Source organism: Actinomadura luteofluorescens, from assembly GCF_013409365.1.
Lineage (GTDB): Bacteria > Actinomycetota > Actinomycetes > Streptosporangiales > Streptosporangiaceae > Spirillospora > Spirillospora luteofluorescens.
Map to the genome: position 1 here is coordinate 8,879,101 of NZ_JACCBA010000001.1, position 15,394 is coordinate 8,894,494.

Below are 15,394 nucleotides of genomic sequence, written 5' to 3' on the forward strand. Positions count from 1 at the left end.
CCGGCGGGCCGGGATTTGTACCTCGCGGTCCCGCGTCTGTATCCGCCGCCGCAGCGAGCGCGGGCGTGCGGCACCGGGCACGCTGGAGGCGGACCGCTCCCGCGTTCCGTGATGTTGGAGGTGGCTTGGCCGAGCCGACCGTCCGGGACGAGCCCGGCCACGACTGCGTCCTGTGCCCCCCGCTGCGGTTCCGCGTCAACGGCATGGCCGGGCTCCCCGGCGAGTCGGGCGTCATCGCCGGCGACCGCGACTTCTTCCTGATCCCGGACGTCGCGCCGCTCGCCGAGGGGCACCTGCTGCTGGTGACGCGCGAGCACCACCAGTGCGCCGGAGACTTCCCCGGGCCGATGTGGGAGCGCGCGATGCGATGGCGCGACCGGGTGGCCCGCCTCTACCGGGAGGCGTACGGTCTCGGCGGACTGCTGCTGTTCGAGCACGGGCCGGCGAGCCCCCAGGGCGGTGGCGCGTGCGTCGACCACGCGCACTGGCACTTCCTTCCGGGCACGGCGGGGGTGCGGGCGGTCGTGGAGCGGGAGGGTCGCCCGGGCGTTCCCGCCGACCACGCGACCCTCCAGGCCCGCTACCGCGCCGGCCGCTCCTACCTGCTGATCGAGGAGGACGGCGCCGCGACCGTCCACCCGGGCGACGGTGTGCGGAGCCAGTTCCTGCGCTGGGCGGTGGCGGCCGGCGGCGCGGGCCGGGCCTGGCGCTGGCAGGAGACCTTCGGGCTGCCCGCCAGCCGGGGGCGCTTCCTGCGCACGCTGCGGGCGATGCGGGCGGCGGCGGACGCCCTGCCGGGCGCGGTTCAGCCCCCCGACAGCCACCAGTAGAGCTCGCACGAGGTCAGCCGGTCCCCGTACCCCGCCCTCGGCGTACCGGGGGCATAGCCGGTGGAGTACGCCTCCGGCGGCCGTCCCCGCTGGTGGACGAGCACCCGTTCCAGGGACGTCGGGCCGAACCGCAGCAGCCACAGGGGGCCGCCGGACACGGCGCGGTCGAGGACAGGCAGCAGATCCCGCGGTTCCCGCCCGCCGATCGGAGGCGCATGGCCGAGCAGGCGCGCGAGGGTGTGCGCCTCGGAGACGACCAGGTCGGCCCGCTCCAGGACGGGCAGCACGCAGGACGCCGTAAGCCGCGCGTCGATGTCGTGGGGGACGACGTCGAACACCACCCGCGTGCCCGCCGCGCGCGCCGTGCGGACCGCCTCGTGGAGAGCCTCCCGGGAGGCGGGGGCCAGCAGGGAGTATCCGTCCACGGCCAGCACGTCGGCGTCCTCGATCCCGGCCGCCGCCGCCCGCACGTCCGCCGCGGCGAGCCGTCTGGCGGGCGGCTCGTCCTGGACGACCAGCAGCCGGACGCCGGGCCCGCCTTCTTCGCCGCCGGCGGCGTCGCGCAGCATCACCGACACGCCGTTCGGGACGCCGGGCTCGACGACCAGGCGGTGGGCCGCGCCGATCCGGCACAGCTCGCGGCGGATCGCCTCCGTGTAGTCGTCGTCGCCGACCCTGGCCAGCACCTCGACCCGGCGGAAGTAGCCCACCGCGCAGCGGGCGAGGTTCACCGCCGTCCCCGCGGTCAGTGCACGGGCGGGTGCGTAGCAGAGCCGGTCGGCGTCGATTTCCGCGAAGCGGACGCCCGGCAGGCTCGCGCGCACCTCGATCCCCGCGTCCCCGATGACGAAGAGCGAGTGGCGGCGCTCGGCGGCGCCGTCGAGGCCCGGCCATTCGAGGGGCGATCGGAACGGCGCCATGACCCGGGCTCAGCCGGCCGGAAGCAGGAAGGCCCGCATCACCGGGCGCAGGCTCGGGATGAGGTCGTACCCGCCGGCCTCGCGCAACGGCACCCAGGCGCACCGGTCCAGATGGTCGCTGACGTCCTGGTTCTCCAGGGTGGCGTCAAGGGTCACCGGCCGGCAGCGGCGCGCCGCCGCCACCACCCGGATCTGCCCGCCGGGGTTGCCGCGGTCGGGCATGAACCACTGCCACAGGTGGAACGGCGGACCCGGATCGATCTTCAGGCCGACCTCCTCCCAGACCTCGCGGCGGATGTGGTCGTCGAGATCGAGGTCGGCGTCCTCCTCCAGCCGCCCGCCGGGCACCTCCCAGCGGCCGGGGTGGAACGGGTCGGAGGCGGCCTTGCGGACCAGCAGCAGCCGCCCGCCGGACACGATGAACGCCTTCTGCGCGAACTGGAGCCGGACCGGAGGCACGGCGGTGAGGGGGCCGGCGGCGCCGGCGTCGACCGAGGGCATCGCGGGAGACCTCCCTGGTGCCGGCCCCACCGGGCCGTCTCGGCTCCACCGTAACAACCCGAGGTCCGCGCGCCGAGACGCCCGCCGGGTCAGAACACCCTCACTCGGCGGCGGCTCGCGCGCCGGCCCGGGAATGGCGCCGTGCCGCGGCCTGTTGTAGCGGTTGGCGTACTCTCGGCCGGGTGCTCGCGCGGCGAAGGCCGGGCGGGTGATCCGGTATGGCGCACCCGGCCTCACCGGGTGGTATTCTTGGTGGTCGACCGGCCCTGTGCGCGCGACTGAACGGTGGCGCGTGCCGGGCGCTCAAGCGGAGGCCACCTCCCACCTGACCGGCTGCGAAGCCGGTGGGTCTCGGTCCGGCGAACGGGCGTCAGCCCGTACCGCCGTAGTTTCCGGGCGGCATCGCCGTTCCCGGAAGACCGAAGGTGGCCCCGTGCGTGAGTCGTGCGGGGCTTTTCTCGTGGAAGCCTCGGGGTACGACCGGTCCAACGAACTTGAGAACGGCCCCAAGGAGGTCCCATCAGCGCCGAACCGCGTATCAACGACCGCATTCGCGTGCCCGAGGTCCGGCTCGTCGGCCCGAACGGCGAACAGGTGGGCATCGTGCCCATCGCCAAGGCCCTCGAACTCGCGCGTGAGTCGGACCTCGACCTCGTCGAGGTGGCGCCCACCGCGCGTCCGCCCGTCGCGAAGCTCATGGACTACGGCAAGTTCAAGTACGAGTCCGCGATGAAGGCGCGTGAAGCGCGGAAGAACCAGGCGCACACGGTCATCAAGGAGATCAAGCTCCGCCCGAAGATCGACCCGCACGACTACGAGACCAAGAAGGGTCACGTGGTGCGGTTCCTGAAGGCCGGGGACAAGGTGAAGGTCACGATCATGTTCCGTGGTCGTGAGCAGTCCCGTCCCGAGCTCGGTTTCCGGCTGCTGCAGCGGCTCGCCGACGACGTCGAGGAGCTCGGCTTCGTCGAGTCGCGGCCCAAGCAGGACGGCCGGAACATGATCATGGTGCTCGGTCCGCACAAGAAGAAGACGGCCCGCGGGCAGGAGTCGGAGACCACCGTCTGACGGCCGTTCGGGGACCGGCCTCGCGGTGGCCCCCATCGCGAACTCGCGGCTGAGCGAGGTCGCGGCCTACGTACATCGAAGCCTGACCAGGCGCGTCCACGGGTCGCCGTGCGGTGCGCCGATCAGGCGCGCCTCCATGCCGGTCGGCACGGAGGCCGGGAAAGAGGGAGACGACGGCGACCATGCCGAAGACCAAGACCCACAGCGGTGCCAAGAAGCGCTTCAAGCTGACCGGCACCGGCAAGGTGATGCGCCGCCGCGCCAACCGCAACCACCTGCTCGAGCACAAGCCGTCCAAGCGGACCCGGCGTCTCGACGGCCCCGCCGTGGTGGCCCCCGCCGACGCCAAGAACATCAAGAAGCTGCTGCGCAAGTAGCGCTCGACCCGGAACATCGCCGACCGGCCGAGGCCAGCATGGCCCCGGCCCCCACGAAGGAGTCAGACACGTGGCACGCGTGAAGCGGGCGGTCAACGCCGCCAAGAAGCGTCGGGTCGTCCTGGAGCGGTCGAGCGGCTACCGCGGGCAGCGTTCGCGCCTGTACCGCAAGGCCAAGGAGCAGCAGCTCCACTCGATGACCTACGCCTTCCGGGACCGCAAGGACCGCAAGGGCCAGTTCCGCCGGCTGTGGATCCAGCGGATCAACGCCGCGGCCCGCGCCAACGGCATCACCTACAACCGGTTCATCCAGGGCCTGAAGGCCGCCGAGGTCGAGGTCGACCGGCGCATGCTCGCCGAGCTCGCCGTCAACGACGCCCCGGCGTTCGCCGCCCTGGTCAAGGTCGCCAAGGACGCGCTCCCGGCCGAGGGTTCGGAGGCGGCCTGAGCCGGGCGACCGGCACACGGGCGATCACAGCGACATGGCGGGCCGCGAGCTGACCTCTCTCCGATCACCACGGGTGAAGGCCGCTCGGCGGCTCGCCAAACGCGCGTTCCGGCGCCGTGAGAACCGGTTCCTCGCCGAGGGGCCGCAGGCGGTGCGGGAGGCGCTGCGCATCCCCGGCGGGCTCGCGGAGCTGTTCACCACGGCCGAGGCGGAGGCCCGCCACCCCGAGCTGGTGCTCGCCGCCGAGCGCGCCGGCGCGCCGGTGCTGCGCGTCAGCGGCGAGATCATGGCGGAGCTCGCCCAGACCGTCACCCCGCAGGGGCTGCTGGCGGTCTGCGAGTTCGTCGACGTCCCACTGGACAGGGCGCTGGAGAACGCCCCCCGGCTGGTGACCGTGCTCGCGCACGTCCGCGACCCCGGCAACGCGGGGACCGTCCTGCGCACCGCCGACGCCGCGGGCTCGGAGACGGTCGTGTTCACCGACGCGTCCGTCGACCCCTACAACGGCAAGTGCGTCCGCGCCTCAGCGGGCAGCCTGTTCCACCTGCCGGTCGTCGTCGGCCCCCGGTTCGACGCGCTGATCCCGGAGTTGAAGGGCGCGGGCCTGACCGTCCTGGCCGCCGACGGCGCGGGCGACCGCACCCTCGACGAGGCGATCGACGAGGGGGTGCTCGCCCGCCCCACCGCCTGGGTCTTCGGGAACGAGGCGTGGGGACTGCCCGAGGAGATCCTGCGGCATGTTGACGAGGTCGTCCGCGTGCCCATCTACGGGCGGGCCGAGAGCCTGAACCTGGCGACGGCCGCGGCCGTATGCCTCTATGCGTCGGCCCGGGCGCAGCGCGGCTCCCAGGGAGAGCGCCCGAGCCGTACGTGAAGTACGGCGCGGTCCCGGTGTTTCCACTGCATTCCGTGATCGAATGGCCGCATGCGGTCGCGATTGGCGCCGCCTCGTGACGGGTGAGCTGGGAAGATGGTCTTCGCGTGGACGCGGCGCAGGGGGGCCTGCCGCCGCGCGGGGCTCGTTCGCGGGGAGGAGCGAGAACCGCGACCGGCGGGGGATCACGCCGTCGTGCCGCCGCGCCTAACGTGTTGATCAGCGGGTTGACCAGTGCGGCGACGAGGCCGCACGGGAGTGGGGGCGAGATGACCGAGGAGACCAGGCGAACCGCGAGGGCGGGCCGGCGTCCCCCGGAGGTGCGGTGCCGGGCCGGTGCGGTCCAGGCCGCCACCGTCCCGGACGCCTTTCCGGACGCCCCCGGCGCGTACGCGGACGACGGCCTGCGCATCGAGGCCGCCAGGGTCGAAGCCGGCACGGCCGTCGTCGCGGTGGCCGGGGAGATCGACCTGCGCACCGCCGGGCCGCTGCGCGACCGGCTCGTGGAGACGCACGGCCGGCTTTCCGGGACGGGGCCGCGCCGCCTGGTGGCCGACTTCGCCGCCGTCCCGTTCTGCGACGCGGCCGGGCTCGGCGCCCTGGTCGCCGCGCACAACCAGATCTCCGCCGCCGGCGGCGAGATCGCCCTCGCCGGGGTGCGGCCCGCCCAGCTGCGGTTGTTCAAGATCACCGGCCTGCACCGGCTGTTCGCGATCCACCGCGATGTCGAGGCCGCGCTGTCCGGCCAGGACTCGCCCACGAGGTCCGGATGAGGGCGCGAACCCCTGATGGGGCGCTCCGCGGGAGGCGGCGACACCCCACGCGAAAGCCACACATGCCTTGCCGCGAGGCGGTTTCCGGGTCCCGTTAGGGGCCCGACTCCGGCTAGAGTCTCTTTCCGACAGGCCGCGTTCCCATCGGTGTTCTGGAGGCCGCTGTGGGCGGAGAGGAATCCCCTCTCGTGGCCGCGCGCGGACCCGAGGCGGGGTCCGGGCCGGGCCCCGAGGGGGGCGGCCCGGACGACCTGCCCGACGGGCTGATGGTCGCCGGCCGGGACGCCCGCGTCGTCGTGTTCAACGCCGCCGCCGCGCGGATCACCGGGATCCCCGCCGGATCGGCCGTGGGCCGCGACTTCCGCGACGTCCTGCCCCTGCACGACGCCGAGGGCCGCGACTGGTGGAAGTGCCTGGCCCCCTACGACGGGCTGTCCACCCGCACCCGCCACCCCGAGCGCGTGCTGTTCCTTCCGGGCGGCACCGAGGTGCTCGTGACCGCCGCGTACCGGCGCGACGCCGAGCGCCGTGTGGAACGGTTCACCGTGTGCCTGCGCGACGCCCTGCACCGCGCCCGGCAGGAGCGCGACCGCGCCGACCTGGTCTCCACCGTCGCCCACGAGCTGCGCTCCCCGCTCACCAGCGTCAAGGGGTTCACCGCGACGCTGCTCGCCAAGTGGCACCGCTTCAACGACGACCAGAAGCGGGTGATGCTGGAGACCGTCAACGCCGACGCCGACCGCGTCACCCGGCTGATCACCGAGCTGCTGGACGTGTCCCGCATCGAGTCGGGCCGGCTGGAGATGCGCCGCCAGGTCGTCGACATCCCCGAGGAGGTCCGCAAGGTCATCGCGGGCCGGGTCGCCGCGGGGGAGCCGGAGGACCGCTTCCGCTTCGAGACGCGCGGCGAGCTGCCCGAGATGTGGCTCGATCCCGACAAGATGGATCAGATCCTCGGCAACCTCGTCGAAAACGCGGTGCGCCACGGGGCGGGCACTGTCACCATTGTGGTGGAGCCGGACGCGCATAAGGAGGGGGCGGCCGTGTCGGTGCGCGACGAGGGCGAGGGCATTCCGCCCGAGGCCGTCCAGCGCGTCTTCCGGCAGTTCTGGCGCGGGCCCGGCGGCAACCGCCGCGGCGGCACCGGGCTCGGGCTCTACATCGTCAAGGGGCTGGTCGAGGCGCACGGCGGCGTGATCACCGTGCGGCGGGCGCCCGGCGGCGGCGCCGAGTTCCGATTTACCGTGCCCGCAGGGGCCCCCGACTACGCCGGCTGACCCGCGGCCCACACCGCGGCACGGCATCGGGTCCCTCGGCGGGCCAGCGCGTCACGCGCACGCTTTCCGGATGTCCTCCGCCCGCGCACTAGACTGCGGGCGTCCCACGCCGACCGGAGTCGATCACACCACCATGTCTGCACCCAACAAGTCCTATGACCCCGTCGAGGTGTCCGCGCTGCAGCCCGAGGAGCTGGAGCGGGCCCGCGCCGAGGCGCTCGCGGCGATCGCCGCGGCCGCCGACCTCGACGCCCTGAAGCAGGTCCGGCTGGCGCACGCCGGAGACCGTTCCCCGCTCGCCCTGGCCAACCGCGAGATCGGCGCCCTCCCGCCCGCGGCCCGCGCCGAGGCGGGCAAGCGCATCGGCGCGGCCCGGGGCGCGGTGGCGAAGGCGCTCAAGGAGCGCCAGGCCGAGCTGGAGGAGGAGCGCGACCGCCGCGTCCTCGTCGAGGAGACCGTCGACGTCACCCTTCCGTGGGACCGCGCGCCGCGCGGCGCCCGGCACCCGCTGACCACGATGCAGGAGCGGATGGCCGACGTCTTCGTCTCGATGGGCTTCGAGGTCTCCGAGGGCCCCGAGGTCGAGGCGGAGTGGTTCAACTTCGACGCCCTGAACTTCCTTCCCGACCACCCGGCCCGCACCATGCAGGACACCTTCTTCGTCGAGTCGGAGGAGTCCGGGCTGGTGATGCGCACCCACACCTCGCCGATGCAGATCAGGTCGCTGCTGTCGCGGCCGCTGCCGGTGTACGTGGTGGCGCCCGGCCGCACGTTCCGCACCGACGAGCTCGACGCCACGCACAGCCCGGTGTTCCACCAGCTGGAGGGCCTCGCCGTCGACGAGGGCCTGACGATGGCCGATCTGCGCGGCGGCATCGACGCGTTCGTCACCGGCATGTTCGGCGAGGGGCTGAGGACGCGGTTCAGGCCGTCGTTCTTCCCGTTCACCGAGCCGTCCGCCGAGGTGGACATGCAGTGCTTCGTGTGCCGGGGCGCGTCCGCGGAGCCGGGCGGCGCGCCCTGCCGCACCTGCAGCTCCGAGGGCTGGATCGAGCTCGGCGGCTGCGGCATGGTCAACCCGCGGGTGCTGGTGGCCTGCGGGGTCGACGCGGACCGCTACAGCGGCTGGGCGTTCGGGCTGGGCGTCGAGCGGACGCTGATGTTCCGGCACGGCGTGGAGGACATGTACGACATGGTGGAGGGCGACGTCCGGTTCACCCTCCCGTTCGGGATGGAGATCTGATGCGGGCCCCGCTTTCCTGGCTGCGCGAGTACGTCGAGCTCCCGGCCGACGTCACGGGCCGCGCGCTGGCCGCCGAGCTGATCGCGGCGGGCCTGGAGGTCGAGACGGTCGAGCGGGCCGGCGCCGACATCACCGGCCCGCTCGTGGTCGGCGAGGTCCTGGAGATCGAGGAGCTGACCGGTTTCAAGAAGCCGATCCGCCACTGCCGGGTGAACGTCGGCGACGCCAACGGCACGGGGGAGCCGCAGAGCATCGTGTGCGGCGCCACCAACTTCGCGGTCGGCGACCGCGTCGTGGTCGTCCTGCCGGGCGGCGTGCTGCCCGGCGGGTTCGAGATCGGCGCCCGCAAGACCTACGGGCGGATGTCGGCGGGCATGATCTGCTCGGTGACCGAGCTCGGGATCGGCGACGACCACAGCGGCATCCTCGTCCTGCCGCCGGACGCCCCCGTCGGCGCGGACGCGATCGAGATGCTCGGGCTGCGCGACGACGTCCTCGACATCGCCGTGACGCCCGACCGCGGCTACGCCCTGTCCATCCGCGGCATCGCCCGCGAGGCCGCCATCGCCTACGGCGTGCCGTTCAAGGACCCGGCGGACGTCGAGCTGCCGGCGGACGACGAGGGGGCGCAGAGTCACCCGGCGAGCATCGGCGACCCGGCCGTGTGCGACCGGTTCGTCCTGCGCGAGGTGAGCGGCTTCGACCCGGACGCGCGGACCCCGATGTGGATGCAGGTGCGCCTGCACCGCGCGGGGATGCGGCCGGTGTCGCTGGCGGTCGACATCACCAACTACCTGATGCTGGAGCTCGGGCAGCCGCTGCACGCGTTCGACCGGGGCAAGCTGACCGGCCCGATCGTCGTGCGGCGCGCCGAGCCCGGCGAGCAGCTGGAGACGCTCGACCACGTCAAGCGGGCCCTCGACCCCGACGACATCCTCATCACCGACGCGTCGGGCCCGATCTCGATGGCCGGCACGATGGGCGGTCTCGCCACCGAGATCGACGAGCGGTCGAGCGACATGGTCGTCGAGGCCGCGCACTTCGACGCCATGGGCGTCGCCCGGATGAGCCGCCGGCACCGCCTGCACAGCGAGGCGTCCCACCGGTTCGAGCGCGGCGTCGACCGCGAGCTGCCGCTGTACGCCTCGTACCGGGCGGTGCGGATGCTGGCCGAGCTGGGCGGCGCGAAGATCGTGGCCGGTGTCACGCACGCCGAGGCGCCGGTCGAGCGGGCCGCGGTGGAGATGCCCGCCGGGCATCCCGACCGGGTGGCGGGCGTGGCCTACGGGCGGGAGGCGGTCGTCCGGCGCCTGGAGCAGGTCGGCTGCGCGGTGGCCGGCGGCGACGTGCTGACGGTGACGCCGCCGTCCTGGCGCCCCGACCTCACCGCGCCCAACGACCTCGCCGAGGAGGTCATCCGCCTGGAGGGGTACGAGAACATCCCGGCGCGGGCGCCGCGCCCGGTGGCGGGCAAGGGCCTGACCGCCGAGCAGCGGCTGCGCCGCCGGGTGGGCCGCGCGCTCGCCGGCGCCGGGTACGTGGAGGCGCTCGCCTTCCCGTTCGTCGCCGAGAAGGACCTGGACGGCCTCCAGCTCCCGGCTGACGACGCGCGCCGGCGGACGCTGCGGCTCGCGAACCCGATGTCGGAGGAGGAGCCGCTGCTGCGCACCACGCTGCTGCCGGGCCTGCTCAAGGTGCTGGCGCTCAACGTGGGACGCGGCTTCGGTGACGCCGCGCTGTTCGAGGTGGGCGTGGTGTTCCGGCCGCGCCCGGACGCCCCCGAGCGGGCGCCGCGGCTGGCCGTGGACCGCGGCCCGACGGCCGAGGAGGTCGCCGGGCTGGAGGCCGCGCTGCCGGACCAGCCGTACCGGGTCGCGGCGGTGCTGTCCGGCGACCGCGAGCCGTCCGGCTGGTGGGGCGAGGGCCGTCCGGCGCTGTGGGCGGACGCGGTCGAGGCGGCCCGCACGGTGGCCCGCGAGGTCGGCGTCGAGCTGACGGTGAAGGCCGACCAGCACGCGCCCTGGCATCCCGGCCGCTGCGCCGCGCTCTACGCCGGCGACACCCTCGTCGGGCACGCCGGTGAGCTGCACCCGCGCGTCACGAAGGCGTACGGTCTGCCCGCGCGGTCGTGCGCGATGGAGCTGGAGCTGCGTCGCCTGGGCGAGCCGGTGACCGTCCGCGCTCCGCACGTGTCGTCGTATCCGGTCGCGATGCAGGACGTCGCGCTGGTCGTGGACTCCGCGGTGGCGGCCGCCGAGGTCGAGGCGGCCCTGCGCGACGGTGCGGGCGAGCTCCTGGAGGCGATCCGGCTGTTCGACGTCTACACGGGCGAGCAGGTGGGGGAGGGCCGCAAGTCGCTGGCCTACTCGCTGCGGTTCCGCGCCCCCGACCGGACGCTCACGGCCGAGGAGGCGTCGCAGGCCCGCGACGCCGCCGTGGCCGCCGCGTCCGAGCGGACCGGAGCCGTCCTGCGCGGCGCCTGACGGAACGCGAGCGTGCCCCGGACCCCGCGCGGGGTCCGGGGCACGTCCACGTCTCAGCCGGCGTGGCCGAGGCTCCCGTCGCGGCGTCCGGTGAGACGAGCGGGCTCATCGACACGGCCGCCACGGCGCATCAGCCGCCGCCGGCGAGCACGGCCGCGCCCTCTCCCGCACGCGTGCGGCTCCGCGGTACGTCCGGCGGACACCGGGCCGGCGGTCCCCGTCCGGAATTCTTAACGCGACTTGTGTTGCGATTAGTCGCCGGGTATGCTCGACCGCGTCACATCGCCGCCCGGCTGGGGAGTCCATTGAGGATCTGAGGTCCGACACCGCGCAGTGGCCGTTCTCCGGCCCGCGCACGTGACCTCAGTGCGGACTCCGACCCGCCGGGCTTTCTCATGCCCGCCGGCGCGTCGCGCGATCCCGCGGTGTCTCCATGCGTCCCGCATCTCTTCTCGCTCATCATGGAGGCCGCTCAATGTCATTCGCCATCGTGTGCTCGGACCTGTCGTTCGCCTGGGAGGACGGCACCGTCGTGCTGGACGGGCTGGACGCCGCGTTCGGCACGGGCCGGACGGGCCTGATCGGCGTCAACGGCTCCGGCAAGTCCACCCTGCTGAAGATCATCGCCGGCGAGCTGCGCGCCGGATCGGGCACCGTGAGCGTCGACGGGGAGATCGGCTACCTGCCGCAGAACCTCGTCCTCGACGACGCCGCCACGGTCTCGGACCTGCTTGGCATCACCGCGACCCGCGCGGCCCTGCACGCCATCGAGCGCGGCGAGGCCACCGAGGAGAACTTCGCCGCCGTCGGGGACGACTGGGACGTCGAGGAGCGCGCCCGCGCGGAGCTCGACCGGCTCGGGCTCGGCCATCTCGACCTGGACCGCACGGTCCCGACGCTGTCGGGCGGCGAGGCCGTGATGGTCGGGCTGGCGGCGCGGTTCCTGGCCCGTCCCGACGTCCTGTTGCTGGACGAGCCGACCAACAACCTGGACCTGGACGCGCGCCACCGCCTGTACGAGGCGGTCGCGTCCTGGACGGGCGTGCTCGTCGTCGTCAGCCACGACCGGGAGCTGCTCGACCGCGTCGACGAGATCGCCGACCTGCGCGAGGGTGCCGTCCGGTCCTTCGGCGGCGGGCTGTCGGCCTACGAGGACCTGCTCGCCGTCGAGCGGGAGGCCGCGGAGCGGACGGTCAGGGCCGCCGAGACCGACCTGCGCCGCCAGAAGCGCGAACTGGAGGAGGCCCACGTCAAGCTGGCCCGGCGCAAGCGCTACGGCAACAAGATGCAGGAGAGCAAGCGCGAGCCGAAGATCGTGATGGGCGAGCGCAAGCGGCAGGCCCAGGTCTCGGCCGGCAAGCACCGCATCATGCACGAGGAGCGGCTCGCCGACGCCCGCACGCGGCTCACCGAGGCTGAGGGGGCCGTTCGCGAGGACGCCGAGATCCGCGTCGAGCTGCCCGCCACGCGCGTCCCGGCGGGCCGGACGGTGCTGACCGTGACGGGCCTGGCCGCCGCCGAGCCGGAACCCGGCACGCTGGGCGAGCTGATCGTCCGCGGGCCGGAGCGGATCGCGCTGGTCGGCCCCAACGGGTCGGGCAAGACCACGTTCCTGCGGACGCTCGTAGGCGACCGCGTCCCCGAGGGCACGGACGTGAAGGTCGGGGTGGACGGCGTCCGGTACCTGCCCCAGCGGCTCGACGTCCTGGACGGGGAGCTCAGCGTCGCCGAGAACGTCCGCGCGCAGGCGCCGTCGGCGCCGCCGGCGCGGATCCGGGCGGGGCTCGCGCGGTTCCTGTTCCGCGGTGCGCGGGCCGACCAGCCGGCCGCGACCCTGTCGGGCGGGGAGCGGTTCCGCGCGGTGCTGGCGTCGCTGCTGCTCGCCGAGCCCGCCCCGCAGCTGCTCCTGCTGGACGAGCCGACGAACAACCTCGACATGGCCAGCGCGGCGCAGCTCTCGCAGGCCCTCGCCGCCTACGAGGGCGCTCTGGTCGTGGTCAGCCACGACGTGCCGTTCCTGCGCACCCTCGGCATCACCCGCTGGCTGCGCATGGACCGGTCGTGCGGCCTCACCGAGGTCGAGCCGATGTAGCGCGTGCGGCGGCCCCCGCGCGGATCGTTCCGCGCGGGGGCCGCCTCGCCGCCGGTCAGGTCAGCACGCGCTTGGTGAAGGTGCGGGTCGCCGCCCAGGTCAGCAGGACCGTCCCGCCGACGATGGCGAGCATGAACGCCCACACCGGCATGTGCGGGATCTCGGGGGTGAGCGCGCTGCGCAGCCCCTCGCTCACGTACACCAGCGGGTTGAACAGGCTGGCGATCTGCAGCCAGCGGATGTTGTCCAGCGCCGACCAGGGGTAGTAGACGCAGCCGAGCATCGTCATGGGCAGCAGGACCATGGCGAACAGCATCTGGACCTTCTGCGGGTTCATCAGCGTGCCGAGCAGCAGCCCGCCGGACGCCGACATCAGCGCCCCGACCACCATCACCGCGATCAGCACCGGCCAGTTGTCCACGTGCACCTCGGGCGACTGGCCGTCGGCGTGGATGAACAGCACGGCGGGGAACACCAGCAGCCCGCCGATCAGGCCCTGCAGCGCCGCCGCGATGATCTTCTGGACGGCCAGCAGCGGCACCGGGACCGGCGCCAGCGCCCGGTCGGTGATCGACTTCTGCCAGCTCAGCTCCATCATCAGCGGGAAGATCACCGCCATCATCGCCTGCATGATGATCGAGGAACCGACGAGCCCGGGCAGCAGGATGGTGGAGAACGTCGGCCCGCCCGGCCCGCCCGCCATGGCGCCGCCGCCGAGCTTCGGCAGCACGTAGGCGAACACGAACACGAACATGACCGGCTGCACCAGCACCCGGGTGAACGTCGCCAGGAAGTTCTTGCGCATGACCCGCGCCTCGCGCGCCATCATCGCGGCGAAGGTGCGGGGGACGGTGGCCCGCGCCGGCGGCGGCGGTGCCAGGACGGTGATGCTCATTGCTTTCCTCCATCGTGGCCACGACTCGTGACAGGAGTGGTGCTTTGGGTTGAGGCCCGTTGCTTCGGCAGGGGCGAGGTCAATCGCGGTAGTCCCTTCCGGTGAGGGCGAGGAAAACGGTCTCCAAACTGGGACGCAGTTGGCTGGCGTCGGTGACCCCGACGCCGGCCGCGGCCCCGATTTCCACGAGCTCGCCGAGGATGCCGTCGGGCTCGGCGGCGAACACGCGCACCTGGCCGTCGTTGATCTCGACCTTGCTGATGCCCTCCCGGTCGCCGAGGGCCTTGATCCCGTCCGGGGCGGGGGAGTCGTAGGCCACGGTGATGACGGTGTCGGCGCCGGCGCTCGACTTGAGCTGGTCCACCGTGCCGCTGGCGAGGATCTTGCCGTGGTCGACGACCGCGACCCGGTCGCAGAGCGCCTCGGCCTCCTCCATGTAGTGCGTGGTGAGCAGGATCGTCTGCCCGCCCGCCTGGAGCCCCCGCAGCACCTCCCAGAGGTTGGTGCGGGTCTGCGGGTCGAGCCCGGCGGTCGGCTCGTCCAGGAACAGAACCTCGGGGCCGTGCATGAGGGCGCGGCAGATCATCACGCGCTTGGCCTGCCCGCCGGAGATCTCGAACGGGTTGCCGCCGCGCTGCTCGGTGAGCCCGAACAGCTCCAGCAGATCGGCGGCGCGCTTGCGGGCGTCCCGCGCGCCGAGCCCGAAGTACCGGCCGCGGAACTCCAGGTTCTCGGCGACGGTGAGGTCGCTGTCGAGGGTGTTGTTCTGCGAGACGACGCCGATGCGGCGCTTGATCTCGACGGCGTCCCGGACGACGTCCAGGCCGGACACGCTGGCGGTGCCGCCGGTCGGGACGACGAGCGTGGTGAGCATGCCGATGGTGGTCGACTTGCCGGCGCCGTTCGGCCCGAGCAGGCCGAAGAACTCGCCGCGCGGGACGTCCAGGTCGATGCCCTGGACGGCGGGCACCGCGGGACGCGGACCGGACGCGGGATAGGTCTTCTCCAGACCGACCGTGCGAACGGCGGTTTCGGGGGGATGAGTCACGCGCCGTCTCCCTTCGCTTCCCCGTCGGGGGAGTAGTTCTCGAACTTGCGGATCAACTTGAGCAGGAACCGGCGCACGGCGGCCTCGTCGTCCTCGTCGACGACGTCGTAGAGGCGGGTGAGGTCGCGGCCGATGGGACCGGACTTCTCGGCCAGGAACCGCCGCCCGGAGTCGGTGATGAGCAGCATCACGCCGCGCCGGTCCCGGTAGGAGCGCTCGCGCCGCACGTGCCCGTTGCGTTCCAGGGTGTCGACGACCGAGGTGACCGTGGCGGGGGTCACCATCAGGCGCTTGGCGACCTCGCCGGGGCGCAGGCCGTCCTCGACGACGAGCAGGCGGAGCAGGAAGAAGCCCGCCGGGCTGATGCCGTGCCGCTCGATGATGCGCCAGACGATCGGGCCCGAGAGCCGGGACGCGACACCGAAGAGCTGGCCGATCCGCCACTCCTCGATGGGCCCGAAGATCTTCAGGTCGCCGAGACCGTGGTTCTCCATGCGAGGGATGTTAGGGCACTGATGTTTAGGTGGCAAATCATTAGTCATCTAAGTACTTTGCGCTGTGGCGC

Annotated in this window: 15 protein-coding genes; 10 read left to right on the plus strand and 5 right to left on the minus strand. The window is 73.3% G+C overall.

Annotation, left to right across the window (positions count from 1 at the left end):
- The first annotated feature begins 125 nt into the window (after positions 1-125).
- The gene (locus BJY14_RS40945) at positions 126-830 is read left to right on the plus strand and encodes an HIT family protein (protein WP_179848501.1); all 705 of its coding nucleotides are present in this window, start codon (positions 126-128) and stop codon (positions 828-830) included.
- Here BJY14_RS40945 and BJY14_RS40950 read toward each other — a convergent pair.
- On the minus strand, positions 806-1,750 hold the full coding sequence (locus tag BJY14_RS40950; RefSeq protein WP_179848502.1) for a PfkB family carbohydrate kinase: 945 nt from the start codon (positions 1,748-1,750) through the stop codon (positions 806-808). The two genes, BJY14_RS40945 and BJY14_RS40950, sit on opposite strands and share 25 nt — an antisense overlap.
- Before the next feature lie 9 nt (positions 1,751-1,759).
- The gene (locus BJY14_RS40955) at positions 1,760-2,251 is read right to left on the minus strand and encodes an NUDIX domain-containing protein (RefSeq protein WP_179848503.1); all 492 of its coding nucleotides are present in this window, start codon (positions 2,249-2,251) and stop codon (positions 1,760-1,762) included.
- Positions 2,252-2,788: 537 nt separating this feature from the next.
- On the opposite strand from BJY14_RS40955, the gene infC reads away from it, so the two are divergent.
- The 9 genes from infC (at position 2,789) to BJY14_RS41000 (ending at position 12,886) form a co-directional block, all read left to right on the plus strand.
- Positions 2,789-3,319 (plus strand): translation initiation factor IF-3, encoded by a 531-nt coding sequence (gene infC / locus BJY14_RS40960; protein WP_258943360.1) that lies wholly within the window; start codon positions 2,789-2,791, stop codon positions 3,317-3,319.
- A gap of 182 nt (positions 3,320-3,501) precedes the next feature.
- The gene (rpmI, locus tag BJY14_RS40965; protein ID WP_179848504.1) at positions 3,502-3,696 is read left to right on the plus strand and encodes a 50S ribosomal protein L35; all 195 of its coding nucleotides are present in this window, start codon (positions 3,502-3,504) and stop codon (positions 3,694-3,696) included.
- 70 nt (positions 3,697-3,766) lie between these two features.
- Positions 3,767-4,144 carry a 50S ribosomal protein L20 gene (rplT, locus tag BJY14_RS40970; protein WP_021597478.1) on the plus strand — a complete coding sequence of 126 codons (378 nt, stop codon included), beginning with the start codon at positions 3,767-3,769 and terminating at the stop codon, positions 4,142-4,144.
- Positions 4,145-4,178: 34 nt separating this feature from the next.
- Positions 4,179-5,018 carry a TrmH family RNA methyltransferase gene (locus BJY14_RS40975; RefSeq protein WP_179848505.1) on the plus strand — a complete coding sequence of 280 codons (840 nt, stop codon included), beginning with the start codon at positions 4,179-4,181 and terminating at the stop codon, positions 5,016-5,018.
- Positions 5,019-5,287: 269 nt separating this feature from the next.
- Positions 5,288-5,791 carry an STAS domain-containing protein gene (locus BJY14_RS40980; RefSeq protein WP_179848506.1) on the plus strand — a complete coding sequence of 168 codons (504 nt, stop codon included), beginning with the start codon at positions 5,288-5,290 and terminating at the stop codon, positions 5,789-5,791.
- Between the two features lie 188 nt (positions 5,792-5,979).
- Positions 5,980-7,068 carry a sensor histidine kinase gene (locus tag BJY14_RS40985; RefSeq protein ID WP_258943344.1) on the plus strand — a complete coding sequence of 363 codons (1,089 nt, stop codon included), beginning with the start codon at positions 5,980-5,982 and terminating at the stop codon, positions 7,066-7,068.
- 133 nt (positions 7,069-7,201) lie between these two features.
- Positions 7,202-8,311 carry a phenylalanine--tRNA ligase subunit alpha gene (pheS, locus tag BJY14_RS40990; protein WP_179848507.1) on the plus strand — a complete coding sequence of 370 codons (1,110 nt, stop codon included), beginning with the start codon at positions 7,202-7,204 and terminating at the stop codon, positions 8,309-8,311.
- Positions 8,311-10,794, plus strand: coding sequence for a phenylalanine--tRNA ligase subunit beta (pheT, locus tag BJY14_RS40995; RefSeq protein WP_179848508.1), 2,484 nt, complete (start codon positions 8,311-8,313; stop codon positions 10,792-10,794). Before pheS ends, pheT begins: the two co-directional genes overlap by 1 nt.
- Before the next feature lie 475 nt (positions 10,795-11,269).
- Positions 11,270-12,886: an ABC-F family ATP-binding cassette domain-containing protein gene (locus BJY14_RS41000; RefSeq protein WP_179848509.1), complete on the plus strand. Its 1,617-nt coding sequence runs from the start codon at positions 11,270-11,272 to the stop codon at positions 12,884-12,886.
- Positions 12,887-12,941: 55 nt separating this feature from the next.
- On the opposite strand, the gene BJY14_RS41005 is transcribed toward BJY14_RS41000, so the two are convergent.
- The 3 genes from BJY14_RS41005 to BJY14_RS41015 form a co-directional block, all read right to left on the minus strand.
- Positions 12,942-13,781, minus strand: a complete 840-nt coding sequence (locus BJY14_RS41005) for an ABC transporter permease (RefSeq protein ID WP_179848510.1) — start codon at positions 13,779-13,781, stop codon at positions 12,942-12,944.
- A gap of 79 nt (positions 13,782-13,860) precedes the next feature.
- Positions 13,861-14,829: an ABC transporter ATP-binding protein gene (locus BJY14_RS41010; protein WP_179848511.1), complete on the minus strand. Its 969-nt coding sequence runs from the start codon at positions 14,827-14,829 to the stop codon at positions 13,861-13,863.
- A complete protein-coding gene (locus tag BJY14_RS41015) occupies positions 14,826-15,323 on the minus strand; it encodes a MarR family winged helix-turn-helix transcriptional regulator (protein ID WP_179848512.1) in 498 nt (165 codons plus the stop codon). Before BJY14_RS41015 ends, BJY14_RS41010 begins: the two co-directional genes overlap by 4 nt.
- Between the last annotated feature and the right edge of the window lie 71 nt (positions 15,324-15,394).

Excerpts from the sequence above, each read along its gene's own strand:
- BJY14_RS40980 (WP_179848506.1), top strand. The coding sequence starts at position 5,288 with ATGACCGAGGAGACCAGGCGAACCGCGAGGGCGGGCCGGCGTCCCCCG.
- BJY14_RS41015 (WP_179848512.1), bottom strand. The coding sequence starts at position 15,323 with ATGGAGAACCACGGTCTCGGCGACCTGAAGATCTTCGGGCCCATCGAG.
- BJY14_RS41005 (WP_179848510.1), bottom strand. The coding sequence starts at position 13,781 with ATGAGCATCACCGTCCTGGCACCGCCGCCGCCGGCGCGGGCCACCGTC.
- rpmI (WP_179848504.1), top strand. The coding sequence starts at position 3,502 with ATGCCGAAGACCAAGACCCACAGCGGTGCCAAGAAGCGCTTCAAGCTG.
- BJY14_RS40975 (WP_179848505.1), top strand. The coding sequence starts at position 4,179 with ATGGCGGGCCGCGAGCTGACCTCTCTCCGATCACCACGGGTGAAGGCC.
- BJY14_RS40950 (WP_179848502.1), bottom strand. The coding sequence starts at position 1,750 with ATGGCGCCGTTCCGATCGCCCCTCGAATGGCCGGGCCTCGACGGCGCC.
- BJY14_RS40955 (WP_179848503.1), bottom strand. The coding sequence starts at position 2,251 with ATGCCCTCGGTCGACGCCGGCGCCGCCGGCCCCCTCACCGCCGTGCCT.
- BJY14_RS41000 (WP_179848509.1), top strand. The coding sequence starts at position 11,270 with ATGTCATTCGCCATCGTGTGCTCGGACCTGTCGTTCGCCTGGGAGGAC.
- pheT (WP_179848508.1), top strand. The coding sequence starts at position 8,311 with ATGCGGGCCCCGCTTTCCTGGCTGCGCGAGTACGTCGAGCTCCCGGCC.
- pheS (WP_179848507.1), top strand. The coding sequence starts at position 7,202 with ATGTCTGCACCCAACAAGTCCTATGACCCCGTCGAGGTGTCCGCGCTG.